The 13,526-nt window shown below is 65.8% G+C and carries 13 protein-coding genes, 1 pseudogene and 2 riboswitches; of the genes and pseudogenes, 5 read left to right on the forward strand and 9 right to left on the reverse strand.

The genetic code is table 11. The annotated features are described in order from the left end of the window. Positions 1-16: 16 nt before the first annotated feature. The 6 genes from ASF00_RS00780 to ASF00_RS00805 form a co-directional block, all read right to left on the reverse strand. Complete coding sequence (locus ASF00_RS00780; RefSeq protein WP_055872805.1) at positions 17-373, reverse strand: hypothetical protein; 357 nt, start codon at positions 371-373, stop codon at positions 17-19. Positions 374-685: 312 nt separating this feature from the next. After that, positions 686-2,323, reverse strand: a complete 1,638-nt coding sequence (gene gcvPB, locus ASF00_RS00785; protein WP_055872807.1) for an aminomethyl-transferring glycine dehydrogenase subunit GcvPB — start codon at positions 2,321-2,323, stop codon at positions 686-688. Further along, positions 2,320-3,690 (reverse strand): aminomethyl-transferring glycine dehydrogenase subunit GcvPA, encoded by a 1,371-nt coding sequence (gcvPA, locus tag ASF00_RS00790; protein ID WP_055872808.1) that lies wholly within the window; start codon positions 3,688-3,690, stop codon positions 2,320-2,322. The genes gcvPB and gcvPA overlap by 4 nt, the downstream gene beginning before the upstream one ends. Positions 3,691-3,804: 114 nt before the next feature. Next, positions 3,805-4,176 carry a glycine cleavage system protein GcvH gene (gene gcvH / locus ASF00_RS00795; protein ID WP_055872811.1) on the reverse strand — a complete coding sequence of 124 codons (372 nt, stop codon included), beginning with the start codon at positions 4,174-4,176 and terminating at the stop codon, positions 3,805-3,807. A 1-nt stretch (position 4,177) separates the two neighbouring features. Continuing rightward, the gene (gene gcvT, locus ASF00_RS00800) at positions 4,178-5,425 is read right to left on the reverse strand and encodes a glycine cleavage system aminomethyltransferase GcvT (RefSeq protein ID WP_082463148.1); all 1,248 of its coding nucleotides are present in this window, start codon (positions 5,423-5,425) and stop codon (positions 4,178-4,180) included. 49 nt (positions 5,426-5,474) lie between these two features. Next, a riboswitch (glycine riboswitch) is annotated at positions 5,475-5,580 on the reverse strand. 1 nt (position 5,581) lies between these two features. After that, positions 5,582-5,699: riboswitch (glycine riboswitch) on the reverse strand. Positions 5,700-5,892: 193 nt separating this feature from the next. Further along, complete coding sequence (locus ASF00_RS00805) at positions 5,893-6,489, reverse strand: hypothetical protein (RefSeq protein ID WP_235525522.1); 597 nt, start codon at positions 6,487-6,489, stop codon at positions 5,893-5,895. A gap of 164 nt (positions 6,490-6,653) precedes the next feature. Here ASF00_RS00805 and ispH point away from each other — a divergent pair, with 164 nt between their 5' ends. From ispH to rnhA, 3 genes are read left to right on the forward strand one after another with little or no spacing between them, the layout of a single operon-like run. After that, positions 6,654-7,610 carry a 4-hydroxy-3-methylbut-2-enyl diphosphate reductase gene (gene ispH / locus ASF00_RS00810; protein WP_055872813.1) on the forward strand — a complete coding sequence of 319 codons (957 nt, stop codon included), beginning with the start codon at positions 6,654-6,656 and terminating at the stop codon, positions 7,608-7,610. Between the two features lies 1 nt (position 7,611). After that, positions 7,612-8,562 (forward strand): homoserine kinase, encoded by a 951-nt coding sequence (gene thrB / locus ASF00_RS00815; protein ID WP_055872815.1) that lies wholly within the window; start codon positions 7,612-7,614, stop codon positions 8,560-8,562. Further along, complete coding sequence (rnhA, locus tag ASF00_RS00820) at positions 8,559-9,023, forward strand: ribonuclease HI (protein ID WP_055872817.1); 465 nt, start codon at positions 8,559-8,561, stop codon at positions 9,021-9,023. Before thrB ends, rnhA begins: the two co-directional genes overlap by 4 nt. A 633-nt stretch (positions 9,024-9,656) precedes the next feature. On the opposite strand, the pseudogene ASF00_RS17775 reads toward rnhA, so the two are convergent. From ASF00_RS17775 to ASF00_RS00835, 3 genes and pseudogenes are all read right to left on the reverse strand, one after another. After that, positions 9,657-9,796 (reverse strand): annotated as a pseudogene (locus ASF00_RS17775) (YegP family protein); the annotation flags it as partial. A gap of 59 nt (positions 9,797-9,855) precedes the next feature. Next, entirely contained in the window at positions 9,856-10,944 is a 1,089-nt protein-coding gene (locus tag ASF00_RS00830; RefSeq protein ID WP_082463149.1) for an NAD(P)/FAD-dependent oxidoreductase, read from the reverse strand. Further along, complete coding sequence (locus tag ASF00_RS00835) at positions 10,941-11,945, reverse strand: alpha/beta fold hydrolase (RefSeq protein ID WP_082463150.1); 1,005 nt, start codon at positions 11,943-11,945, stop codon at positions 10,941-10,943. Before ASF00_RS00835 ends, ASF00_RS00830 begins: the two co-directional genes overlap by 4 nt. A gap of 19 nt (positions 11,946-11,964) precedes the next feature. Between ASF00_RS00835 and ASF00_RS00840 the strand changes: the two genes are divergently transcribed. Then, entirely contained in the window at positions 11,965-12,441 is a 477-nt protein-coding gene (locus tag ASF00_RS00840) for an A24 family peptidase (protein WP_055872821.1), read from the forward strand. A gap of 46 nt (positions 12,442-12,487) precedes the next feature. Beyond that, positions 12,488-13,525, forward strand: coding sequence for a Flp pilus assembly protein CpaB (cpaB, locus tag ASF00_RS00845; RefSeq protein ID WP_055872823.1), 1,038 nt, complete (start codon positions 12,488-12,490; stop codon positions 13,523-13,525). The last annotated feature ends 1 nt before the right edge of the window (position 13,526 follow it).

Genomic DNA, 13,526 nt, shown 5'->3' on the forward strand with positions numbered 1-13,526 from the left:
CGCCACGGCTGCGTCGTCAGGCCTTTTTGCGCGCGCGCTTCGGGCTTGCGGCGGCCTCGGTATCCTCTTCTTCGTCCGGTGAGTCCTCACCGGCCTCGGTCAGCGCCTGACCCAGTGTCTTGAGCTTGTCCTGCGACTTGTCAGATTTATCGGCGATCTTGGTCGTCGCGGTTCCCAGTCGGTGCAGCAACGCGTGCACGCGGTCGGCGTCCGGCGTCTCCTTTTCGAGTTGTTTGCGCAGCGAGGCGAGATCGCGGAGGATTCCCTTTGCTCCGGCGATCTCGACATCTGCCAGCGCGGCCTCCCAGTCTTCCACCATGTCGGCACCCTTGGCCGGCTTGGTAGCATCCAGTCCGCGATTGATCGCGTTCATCGTTCCCGCAAATTTAACCGCCATGTCGATCTCTCCGCAAAGCCTTGTTGGCGCCAGTCAACGCTGCGGTTCGCCAGAAATGTCCGGGTATTTTCGACGACCTTACTGCTCTCGATCAACATCGATACCGATTTCATCCGACTAGTACATTTCACAGCATGCGCTTTGCTCGGAGGTACATTTGAAGGCGCTGCGTGGCGAATAGGTAAGGGGCGAGCGCAAATAGCATATCGGTGATCGCGCTCGCATCGAGATGGAACGCATAGCCCCCCGCCCTGCCCGGTGGTCCCGAACTAGACGGGGAGCGTATCGTTACTCGGCCGCCTGGGCGAGCGGCGCGGGGTCCTTCCAGACCAGCACCGGCTTGCGTGCCGCGAGCGTCTCGTCGAGGCGCGCGCGGGGGGCGAAATGCGGGGCGGTCTTGAGGCTCGCGTCACCCGCCTTGGCGCGTTCGGCGACCGAGCGGAGCGCCGCGATGAACTGGTCGAGCGCGGCCTTCGATTCGGTTTCGGTCGGCTCGACCAGCATCGCGCCATGGACGACGAGCGGGAAATACATCGTCATCGGGTGGAAGCCCTCGTCGATCAGCCCCTTCGCCACGTCGATCGTCGAGAAGCCCTCGGCGAGCCCCGAATCGGAGAACAACGCCTCGTGCATGCACGGCCCCGAACGACCGAATGGCGCGTCGAGCGTCTTGTCGAGGCTGCGCAGGATGTAGTTCGCGTTGAGCACCGCATCCTCGGACACCTGCCGCAGGCCATCGGCGCCGTGGCTGAGGATGTAGGTTAGCGCACGCGTGAACATACCCATCTGGCCGTGGAACGCGACCATCCGGCCGAAGCTGCCGGCGTGATGCTCGTCGGCATTCTCTTCTTCGATCAGGACGAACTGGTCACCCTGCTTTTCCACGAAGGGAAGTGGTGCGTAGGGGGTCAATGCCGCCGAGAACACCACCGGCCCCGAACCCGGACCGCCGCCGCCATGCGGGGTCGAGAAGGTCTTGTGCAGGTTGATGTGCATCGCGTCGATGCCGAGATCGCCCGGACGGACGCGGCCGACGATCGCGTTGAAGTTGGCACCGTCGCAATAGACGAAGCCGCCCGCCGCGTGCACCGCATCCGAAATCTCGCGCATGTCACGCTCGAACAGGCCGCAGGTGTTGGGGTTTGTGATCATCACGCCCGCGACGTCGGGGCCCAGGCGTGCCTTCAGCGCGGCGGTGTCGACGCGGCCCTCGGCGGTGGCGGGGATATCCTCCACGCTGTAGCCGGCGAATGCCGCGGTCGCGGGGTTGGTACCGTGCGCGCTCTCGGGGACGAGGATGATCTTACGATGCCCCTCACCCTTGGCCTCGAGCGCGGCGCGGATCGCGAGGACGCCGCACAGTTCACCATGCGCGCCGGCCTTGGGGCTCATCGCGACCGAGGTCATGCCGGTGAGCGTGACGAGCCAGTGCGCGAGCTGGTGGATGACCTCGAGCGCGCCCTGCACCGTGTCGACCGGCTGGAGCGGGTGGACGTCGGAGAAACCGGGCAACCGCGCCATCTTCTCGTTGAGGCGCGGGTTGTGCTTCATCGTGCACGAGCCGAGCGGGAAGAAGCCGAGATCGATGCCGTAATTCTGGCGTGACAGGCGGGTGTAATGGCGGACGGTCTCGGGCTCCGACAGACCGGGCAGGCCGATCGGGTTGGCGCGCGTCAATCCGCCCAGCTTGTTTTCCTGCGAACGCAGGAATCCAGGGTCACGAGCGGCGTCCTTGGCACCCTGGGCTCCTGCGTTCGCAGGAGAACCAAAGGTATCGAAGTCGACGCCGGTGGTGTGGCTGTCGCCGATCTCGAAGATCAGCGCTTCCTCGAGCATCAGCGCCTTGTTGCCGGTGACGCTGGCGGGGACGTTCCCCTTGCCCTGCTCGGGCGCGGTCGGGCGCCAGCCGCTCTGGTTGATGCTCATGCCAGTATCTCCCCAAGTACGGTGGATAGTGCGGTGGCAAGCGTTTCGACGTCCTCCGCGGTGGTCGTTTCGGTCACGGCGACGACGAGGCCGTTCGCGAGATCGTCCTTGCCGGGATAAAGCCGCCCGAGCGAGACGCCCGCGAGGATTCCGCGATCGGCGAGCGTACGGACGACGGGGCGCGCCTCGACGGGCAGCTTCACCGTGAATTCGTTGAAGAAGCTGTCGTTGATCAGTTCGACGCCGGGGATCTGCGACAGCCGCTCGGCCGCGGCCACGGCACCGGCATGGTTCACCGCGGCGAGCTGGCGCAGGCCCGCTTCACCCAGCAGCGTCATGTGGATCGAGAAGGCCAGCGCGCAGAGCCCCGAGTTGGTGCAGATGTTCGACGTCGCCTTTTCGCGACGGATATGCTGCTCGCGCGTCGACAAAGTCAGCACGAACCCGCGGCGGCCATCGGCGTCGACGGTTTCACCACAGAGCCGGCCGGGCATCTGGCGCACATATTTGTCCTTGCACCCGAACAGGCCGACATAGGGTCCACCGAACTGGAGGCCGACGCCGAGCGACTGGCCTTCGCCGACGACGATGTCCGCATCCATCTCGCCGGGCGAGGTGATCGCGCCCAGCGCGACCGGCTCGGTGACGACCGCGATCAGCAACGCCTTCTTGGCATGGCACGCATCCGCGAGCGGACGCAGATCGGCGATGCGGCCGAGGATGTCGGGATACTGGACGACCACGCACGACGTATCGTCATCGATCTTCGCGATCAGCCGGTCGAGGTCCATCTCGGGCACCAGCCGCGGATCGGTCGTGTCGAGCACGTCGCCGGTGAACTTGGCCATCGTGTTCGACACCGACACGTAGTGCGGGTGAAGACCCGCCGACAGGATCGCCTTGCCGCGCTTGGTGATGCGCCGCGCCATCACGATCGCTTCCCAGCACGCGGTCGAGCCGTCGTACATCGACGCGTTGGCGACGTCGGTGCCGAGCAGCCGCGCAACCTGCGTCTGGAACTCGAACAGCATCTGCAGCGTGCCCTGCGCGATCTCGGGCTGGTAGGGCGTATAGGCGGTCAGGAACTCGCCGCGCTGGATCAGGTGATCGACGCTGGCGGGAACATGATGCTTGTACGCGCCGCAGCCGAGGAAGAACGGCGCTTCCCCTGCGGTCAGGTTCTTCTTGGCGAGCGCCGACATGTGGCGTTCGACCGCCATTTCGGAGGCGTGCATCGGCAGGTCGCGGACGGGGCCGTCGAGGCGGGCGGCCTCGGGCACGTCGACGAAGAGATCATCGATCGTCGCGGCGCCGATGACGGCGAGCATCGCCTCGCGGTCGGGCTGGGTCAGGGGAAGGTAGCGCATTCTAGTCTCCTCCCCTCCCGTTCACGGGAGGGGTCGGGGGAGGGAATGAGACGGGGAGCGACTGGACCAGCCCCTCCCCCGACCCCTCCCGCAAGCGGGAGGGGGTTTTAGGACTTACAGGCCTTCGACGAACGCGGCGTAGGCGGCTTCGTCCATGAGGCTGTCGAGCTCGCTCGGGTCACTGAGCGTCAGCTTGAAGAACCAGCCCGCGGCTTCGGCGTCCGAATTCACCAGGCTCGAATCGTCGGCGAGCGCGGCATTGCCCTCGATGACGGTGCCCGACACCGGCGAATAGACGTCCGACGCGGCCTTGACCGATTCGACGACCGCGGCATCGGCGCCCTTGGTCAGCTGCTTGCCGGCCTCGGGGACCTCGACGAACACGACGTCGCCGAGCTGGCTCTGCGCATATTCGGAAATGCCGACGGTGCCGACATCGCCGTCGACATCGACCCATTCATGATCTTGCGTGAAGAAACGGCTCATATCACTTGGCTCCTGCGCGGACGTAGCGGTGGGGAATGAAGGGCATTGCGGTGACGGTCGCGGTATGGACCTTGCCGCGCTGTGCGATCTCGATGCGGGTACCGGGGGTCGCCAGCGCGAGCGGCACATAGGCCATCGCGATCGGCTTCCCGAGCGTCGGCGCGAAGCCGCCGCTGGTGAGGCGGCCGATCGGCGCGCCGGCGTCGTCGATCACCTCGGCGCCTTCGCGCGCGGGCTGGCGGCCCTCGACGATCAGGCCGACTCGCTTGGTGGCGGGACCCTGCTCGCGCTGCGTGAGGATACGCTCGGCGCCGGGGAAATCGGCGGCCTCGCGGCGACGCTTGGACAGCGCGAACCCGAGGTCCGCCATCACCGGCGTGGTCTCGGGATCGAGATCGTGGCCGTAGAGCGGCAGGCCGGCTTCGAGGCGCAACGAGTCACGCGCGCCGAGGCCGATCGGCTTGATCTCGGGCAGTGCCAGCAGCGCGTCGGCAAAGGCGACCGCATGTTCGGCGGGGAGCGAAATCTCGACGCCGTCCTCGCCGGTATAGCCCGAGCGGCTGATCCAGAGCGGCACCTCGTTCCAGTGGAACGCGCCCGCGGTCATGAACACGAGGCTGTCGATGCCGGGGACAATCTGAGCAACCGCGTCGACCGCCTTGGGGCCCTGCACCGCGAGCAGCGCCTGGTCCTCGAGGATGTTGATCGTGACGTCGTCGGGCAGATGCTCGATCAGATAGCTGACATCGTCATACTTGGTCGCGCCGTTGACGACGACATAGAAGCTGCCGCTCGCGGTCGGCGACGGATGAAGCGGGTCGTACGCCTCGGGCTCGACGTCCTGCGCCGAGAAGGGCGAAGGCTGATCGTCGGGCAGGCGCGTGGCCATCAGGTCGTCGAGGATGCCGCCATCCTGCGCGAGCAGCAGCGAATAGCGCATCTTGCCCTCGCCAAGCCCAGCAATATCGCCCGGCAGTACGGTTTCGAGCGCGTGCGCGACGCCTTCGCCCGAGAAGACGAGCTGGCCCATATGGCTGACGTCGAACAGGCCGGCCGACTCGCGCGTCCAGGCGTGTTCGGCCATGATGCCGTCATACTGGATCGGCATCTGATAGCCGGCGAACTCGACCATCCGCGCGCCCTGCGCGCGGTGCCAGGCGTCGAGCGGCAACGGCAGCACCTCGGGCTCGACGTAATCGTCGGCCTGATCGATGATGCTGGCGTAATCGCGCAGTTCGGGGTCGCTCATATTACGGTCTCCGTCGAAGGGGCGCGCAGCACCCGGTGGTGCAGCGATCCGAACCCCCTCTGTCACGGAACCTGAGAGCTTTCGCGCGGGACTTGTCCAGCGCTTACCCCTTCGGTGGCCCTCGGCTTACGCCAGGACGCTTTCCAGAGTGTCGATCAGCCCCGCGCGGTCTCTGGTGCCTGAGAGATTCCGGGGTGGTTGCTCCTTCGGCGGTTCCCTGCCCTTTTCAGGCCAGCCCTCAAAGGACCAGGAAACGCTCTCCCGCGCGGTGCCATGCCGGTCGCCCGACATCGACGCGCCAAGTTGTGACGCGGCGCACAATCTTAGTCAATCGAGGGTTTCGGGTGCTGCGAAGAAATGCGCTGGCTGTTCCCCCGCGGCGGCGGGGGGCCAGGTTTGCAGGCGATGACGTTTGAGACCGGGCCCCCGCCTTCGCGGGGGAACAGCCTCTAGGCCATCGTACAAGATCAGCGCGTGGCGTTGTACTTGAGCTGGTCGTCGGTGAGCTGGAAGCCAACGAGCGCCTCGAAGCTTGCGCGCAACACGGCCTGCCGCACTTCGGGGGTGCTCAGCGGATCGACGGCTGCGTCCTGATCGCCGGCCTTGCGCTTGCGGGTCAGCTTCTCGCGGACGTCGTCGGGCAGTGTTGCCGCCGAGCGCGCCACGGTCGCCGACGCGGTCGCCGAGGTCGAGGCGAGCGCCTGCCCTGCATCGAAGTGCAACGCGACGCGGCCGATGCGCTTGGCGACGACGGCGCTGCCGCCGCGCACGACGGTGATGAAGTAGGGGAGCGTCACGTCGCGCGGCGCGTCGGTACGATTGCGCCGCGCGCGGATGTCGAAGGTGACGCTGGTGACGATCTGGTCGGTCGCGTCGGCACAGGTCGAGCGGACATTGGTCATCAGCGCGGCGACGTCGATCGCCGACTGGTCGCGGCTGCCGGCCGGATCGAACAGCGTGATGTCACCCGTCGCCGCCGGGATCGCGACCGGGGGGCAGACCGAGCGGACTGCGGAGATGCCGCCGGTCGCGTCGACTTCGCCCTTGCCGGCGCACCCGCTCAAGAAAACAGCGACAGCCGATACGGCAAGGATGGGGGCTTTCACGGAAACGCGTACCTTCTCGAACGAGCGAAGGGAGCACCGCGACGGCACGCGCTCCCTGGTCGGCGGACACCATAGGAACCGGCTATCGTCCAGGCAAGCAATCGCGTAGAGGCTGGCGCATCATGAGCTCAATCGACAAGCCGCCGCTCGAACTGCTGATCGCAGCACCCCGAGGCTTTTGCGCGGGCGTGGACCGTGCCATCCGGATCGTCGAACTGGCGATCGAGAAGCATGGCGCGCCGGTCTATGTCCGCCACGAGATCGTCCACAACAAGTTCGTCGTCGACACGCTGAAGGCGCAGGGCGCGATCTTCGTCGAGGAACTCGACGAGGTGCCCGATGGCGCCCCGGTCGTGTTCTCCGCGCACGGCGTGCCCAAGTCGGTGCCGCTGGATGCACAGAATCGCGGTCTCGAATATCTCGACGCGACCTGCCCGCTGGTGTCGAAAGTGCACCGCCAGGCCGAGCGGCTCGTGGCGCAGGGGCGGCATATCGTGTTCATCGGCCATGCCGGGCATCCCGAGGTGATCGGCACGTTCGGACAGGTGCCCACGGGCGCGATGTCGCTGATCGAGACGGTCGAGGATGCCGAGATGTTCGCGCCCGCCGATCCGGCCAACCTCGCCTTCCTGACGCAGACGACGCTGTCGGTGGACGATACCGCCGCCGTCGTGGCGACGTTGCAGCGCCGCTTCCCGCTGATGCTCCCCCCACGCGGCGAGGACATCTGCTACGCGACGTCGAACCGCCAGACCGCGGTGAAGGCGATCGCGCACAGTGTCGATGCGGTGCTGGTGATCGGCGCGCCGAACTCGTCCAACTCGGTCCGCCTCGTCGAGGTCGCCGAGCGCGAGGGGACGCCGGCGATGCTGATCCAGCGCGCGAGCGAACTCGACTGGGATTTCCTGGCGGGCGTCGGCACGCTGGGGATCACGGCCGGTGCATCGGCCCCTGAGTTGCTGGTGCGCGAACTGGTCGACCGGTTGTCCGAGCGCTTCACAGTGTCCGAGCGCGAGGTCGAAACGAACCGCGAAACGATCGCGTTCAAGCTGCCGCGCGGACTGGAGTCGGCCGCCTAGCATGGCGGTCTATACGCAGGTCTCGGCCGAGGCGCTGGGCAGCTTTCTCGCGCGCTACAACCATGGCGAGCTTCTGTCCGCCAAGGGCATCGCCGAGGGAGTGCAGAACAGCAACTACCTCGTCGAGACGACCGCCGGCCGCTACATCCTGACGCTGTACGAGGAGCGCACGTCGACCGAAGACCTGCCGTTCTTCCTCGATATGCTTGATCATCTTGCCAGCGACGGCAATCCGGTGCCGCGCGCGCTGCCCGACCGGGACGGCGTCGCGATCCAGCAGCTGGCTGGGCGATCGGCGTGCCTGATTGAGTTCCTGACCGGCGTGTCGGTGTCACATCCCACCGCTGCTCAGGCCTATGCAGCGGGCGCGGCGATGGGTCACATGCACACTAGCCTCGCCGGTTTTACGCAGACCCGCGCCAATCCGCTCGGGGCGGACACCTGGGGGCCATTCCTCGCGCGATGCGGGCGCGATATCGATTCGATCGCACCGGGGTTGTTCGACCGGACCGAGGCCGCGCTGAAGTCAGTCCTGGCGCAGTGGCCGCGCGACCTGCCGATGGCGGCCATCCATTCGGATCTGTTTCCCGACAACGTGCTGATGCTTGGCGACCGGGTGACCGGGGTCATCGACTTCTATTTCGCGTGCACCGACATCCGCGCCTATGACTTGGCCGTCATGCATACGTCCTGGGCGTTCGACGGGAATGGCGAGAATTACGATGCGGCGATCGGCAAGGCGCTGATCGATGGCTATGCCGGCCAGTTCGCGCTGTCCGACGCCGAGCGCGCGGCGCTGCCGATCCTCGCGCAGGGCGCGTGCTTGCGGTTCCTGCTGACGCGGGCGTGGGACTGGCTCAATACGCCGGCGGATGCGCTGGTGACGCGCAAGGATCCGCTCGCCTATTGGCGGCGGCTCGAGACGTATTTCAAGGACGATCTGTTTGCATGACTGACGAAGCTGCCATCTCCATAACCAAGGTCGAAATCTTTACCGATGGCGCTTGTAAGGGTAATCCGGGCCCCGGCGGCTGGGGCGCGGTGATCCGGATGGGGGCGCACGAAAAGGAATTGTCGGGCGGCGAATCGCCGACGACGAACAACCGGATGGAGATGACCGCGGCGATCGAGGCGCTCAACGCGCTGACGCGGCCGTGCGCGGTGACGCTATACACCGACAGCAAATATGTGATGGACGGCCTGACCAAGTGGGTGAAGGGCTGGCAGCGCAACGGCTGGAAGACCGCCGACAAGAAGCCGGTGAAAAACGCGGAGCTGTGGCATGCGCTGCTCGCCGCGGTCGCGCGGCACCAGATCGAGTGGCAATGGGTCAAGGGTCATGCCGGGCACCCGGAAAACGAGCGCGCCGACAAGCTGGCGAGCGATGCCGCGGTGGCGGCGGGGCGGCGCTAGGTCTTAGGACTGCAACGATTCACCTCGGCAAAGGCCAGCAACCAGACGAATTTGATGATGAGGCCCCTTTCGTCACGCCGACGTCTCCAGTCTCGTCCGGACCGACGCCGGGGGCGCACAAAATGACCCGCTGGCGGCATCACCCGGCGATGGCCGAAGAGTAGGACCGCGACCATTCGACGGCGAGTGCGCCGCCCCCCAATAGCGTCGCCGACCGGCGTGTTCGACCGCCCTATCCCTCGCCAGTAGGAGTCGCGGTTCGATGTATGATCGATGATGACTACGCTGCGGCGATCGTAGACGCGCATGCACGGATTATCGGCACGGATGAACGGTCGCGTGCTCTACCAAGAAGGTAATATAGATAAGCTCGGTAAGGATCAGTTCGCCGTACGCATCGATGAAGTATACCGCGCCTCCCGAGACAGAATGGCCCATTACACTCACGCTCAACATCCGCGAGACACCTGCGCCGCATTACCGCCAATTATTTCCTTATCGCGCTATAAAATTGCCCCGCCGTTTATGGCTTATCGGGTTCTAGCCAAGTGGACCGATCGCTCTTTCCTGGATTTTGACGACCAACCCAGCGCGATCGAGCTCCAACAGAACGGGTTCGGCTCGGTCGAAAGGTCAGGCCTCGTCGACCGGCGCAGTGGGGACGTTCTTGAGGATCGACTCGATTGCATTCCGGGCACCGGACTTGCTCGAATAGCCTTCGGTTCAGAACATCGTTCGCCGTTGTACGTGAACTTGGCGACATACTCGCTGCTCGATCAAGAACTCGTGCGCCGTGTCGCTTACCCTAGGTGAAGGACGGCGGCAGGCTAACTTAGAACCGATGAGGTGAATAACGCGCGGGGTCGATCGCCGCGACGGTCTGATCCGCACTTGTGCCGAGCAGAAGACCGGTGGCGAGCAACGCGGCGGCGGGGGCGGTCTGGATACCAAAGCCGCCCTGCCCCGCGCACCAGAAGAAGCTGGGTACGTCCACGTCATATCCGTAGATCGGCAGGCGATCAGAGGCAAAGGTACGCAAGCCCGCCCAACTCCGTTCGACCGCGGCGACGCGCCAATCGACGACATGCTCGAACCGTTCGATGGCGATCGCGACGTCGATCTGTTCCGGTGCTGCGTCGCACGGCTGGCTCGCAGTTTCGTCGTGCGGGCTCAGCCACAGCCGCCCGCCCGGCTCAGGCTTGAAATAAAACCGACCGGCAATGTCGGCGATGTGCGGCAGTCCCGCGGGGGCGCCGGGGTCGGTACGGAGTTGCACCATTGTCCGGCGATAAGCTTGCAAGCCAAGCGGGCGGACGCCGGCCCGGATCGCGACATCATCCGCCCAGGCGCCGGCCGCATTGACGAGTGTGCAGGCGTGGAAGTTGCCGGCTTTCGTCTCGATACTCCAGACACCGCTCGCGCGTGTCGCACCCATGAAGGCGGCATCGCTGACAAAATCCGCGCCGGTGCGGCGCGCGGTGGCGATACTCGCGGCATGGAGCGCGGCGACGTCGATATAGGCGCAACTCGCCTCTTGGACTGCCAGCGCCCATTCGGGGCGAAGGCCGGGAACGAACGAGGCGGGGTCGACGCGGTCGAGCGTGACATCGCTGTCGGCGAATTCCGTGAGGAACGAGTCGATTGCCCCAGCATCCTCGGCGCGACCGATGTGCAGCGAACCGAGTGGCGCGAGGTGTCCGCCAGCCTTAAGAATCGGGCCGGAGGCAGTGGTAAGCGGCTGGATCGCCGGTCCACCATAGGTTTCGGACCAGAATGCCGCCGAGCGACCGGTTGCGTGATAGCCGGGCGTGTCCTCGGCTTCGAGCACCACGATGCGCGCGCGCGATCCGATCGCCGCCGCGAGACTGGCGCCGGCCATGCCGGCACCGACAATGGCGATATCGTAGACGCGTTTCGTCACCGCGGTGGCACCACCGCGTCGAGAAACGAATCGATCGCCGACAGTGCGCGATCGCGGACGATGTCTGCTTCACGCAGGATCTCGTGTGCCGACTCGCGTCCGAAGCGGACGATCTGTGCGTCGGGCAGGCGTGCGCCAAGTCGCAGCGCCGCACGCGGGTCGACCAGCTTGTCGGCCTCTGCAATGAGCATCAACACCGGCGTCACGATCGATTCGATGCGCGGATCGACCGCGAGCGCGGCGGCGCCGGCAAAACCTTGCGCGAGCCAGGTCCAGCTCGGCGGTCCGAGCCGCAGATCGGGATGCCGGTCCTGCCACCACCCCTCGTCCCGGTAGCGCGACACGTCGTGCGTCAGCAGCGATTGCCGCGAGGCGACCGAACCGGGACGTTCATTGGTCCGCCATGCCGCTCGCGCCGAGTCGCCGAACGACGCCATCCAGCGTGCGACCCGCCCCGCTATACCCGCACCGATCGGCGATTTGAGCCCGATCATCGGCGCGACCAGGATCGCCGCCGCGGGATCGATCGATCGATCCGCCAGACCCCGCACGATCATCATGCCGCCCATCGAATGGCCCAGCACGATTTTGGGCCCCTCGCCCTCAACGCTCCAGTCCGTCCAGAACGCGGCAAGGTCGCGGTCGTACACCGCATAGTCATCGACGTGACCGACCCGCGGGTTGCCCGACAGCCGCCCGGAGCCGCCTTGCCCGCGCCAGTCGAACGCCGTGACGGACCAGCCGCACGCGTGAAAATGGGCCAGCGTTTCAAGGTATTTCTCGAAGATATCGCCGCGCCCGGTTTGGAACAGCAGGCGGCCGCGCGGATGAGCGGCGGGCCAGTCGAACCGGCGCAGCGTCCAGCGATCCGGCGCGGTCCAGTATCCGATCCGCGCGCCTGCGGGGATCGCACGTCGAACGGGATCGGCATCACCAAGCTTGGCGACGCGCCCGAAACGGGGCGAAGGTTCGATCGGGACGGTTACTTTTTCGAAAGCCATCTTCGTTAGGACCTAGCCGATGGGATGGAACATTGCTCTGCCAATTTTGATTTTCGCGCTCGGGGGCCTGTTGGTATCCGCCGGGATCCAGGACGCACGAACGCGCGAGATCGCGAATTGGAAAAACGCGGCGATCGCCATGCTCGCGCCGCTCTGGTGGTATGCCAACGGACTCGGCCTTTGGCCGGACATGGCGTTGCAGGTCGGCGTAGCCTTGGCGGTATTCGCGCTGTTCCTGGTCGCGTTCCATTTCGGGATGATGGGCGGCGGGGACGTCAAGCTGATCGTCGCTCTGGCGCTGTGGCTGCCGTTTCCGGCGTTCCTGTCGATGCTGATGGTAATGTCGATCGCTGGCGGTCTCGTCACGGTCGTCATGATGATCGAGCGCAGCATCAAAAGTAACTCGGGACAGATCGAAGTCCCCTACGGCGTCGCGATAGCAATCGCCGGCCTGCTCGCCCTGCGCGAACCACTCCTTAATCAGTTTCCGTCATGATTAACGCCGAACCAAAATACCGGCGCCCGAAAGGCACGAACTAATCATGGATAGTCGCAAGATCATATTGCTGGTTGGCGCGCTGATCGTCGCGGGCATCACGGCATTCTTTGCCAGGACGCTGATTGCGGGCAGTTCGGCGCCGCAGGCCGGGGCCGTGGCGATTGCCGCACCGGTGATCGATGGCCCCGAAGTGCTGGTGGCGACACGTTCGCTGCCGGTCGGCACGATCCTCGATGCGACCGCACTGAAGTTTCAGCCCTGGCCAAAGGAGCTGGTCGACAACGCGTATTACCTGCGCGACAAGACCAACCTCCAGTCGCTGCAGGGCACCGTGGTGCGCAGCATCATCACCGCCGGGCAGCCGGTCACGCAGGGTTCGCTGGTGAAGCCGGGCGATCGCGGCTTCCTCGCCGCCGCGCTTGGCCCCGGGATGCGCGCGGTCACCGTGCCCGTGTCGGCGCAGGCGGCGGTCGCGGGCTTCGTGTTTCCGGGCGACCGGATCGATCTGGTTCTGACCCAGACCGTGGCAGGCGGGGGCGATGGCCAGCCGCTGAAGGTGTCCGAGACGATCATGCGTAATATTCGCGTGCTCGCGACCGATCAGCGCACCGACAACCTCGTAGGCGAAGACGGCAAGACCCAGGTCCGCACCTTCTCCAACGTGACCATCGAGGCGACCCCGAAGATGGCCGAACAGGTCGCGGTCGCCCAGACGCTCGGGTCGCTGTCGCTGTCGCTCCGCTCGATCGCGGACAATTCCACCGAGTTGGAAGAGGCGATCGCCTCGGGCGCGGTCAAGGTGCCCGACGGCAACGATCCCAAGGCCGAGAAGGCGATGATGGTGCGGCTCGCGAGCCAGCCATCGGCGGGTGCGTCAAGCTATCAGACCGGGGCTGACGTCTCGCGCTATCAGCGCAGTACGGTGCCGGGCAAATCGGTCGAAGGCGGCGGTGGTCCGGTGATGCAGGGCGTGCCTGTCGCGCAGTCGAGTGGTGGTGGCGCGCCGATCGTCCAGGGCCCTGTGGTCCGGATCGCACGCGGCAACGCAATGACCATCGTTCCGGTCGGGGGGAAGAACTGAG

Source organism: Sphingomonas sp. Leaf34, assembly GCF_001421805.1.
Lineage (GTDB): Bacteria > Pseudomonadota > Alphaproteobacteria > Sphingomonadales > Sphingomonadaceae > Sphingomonas.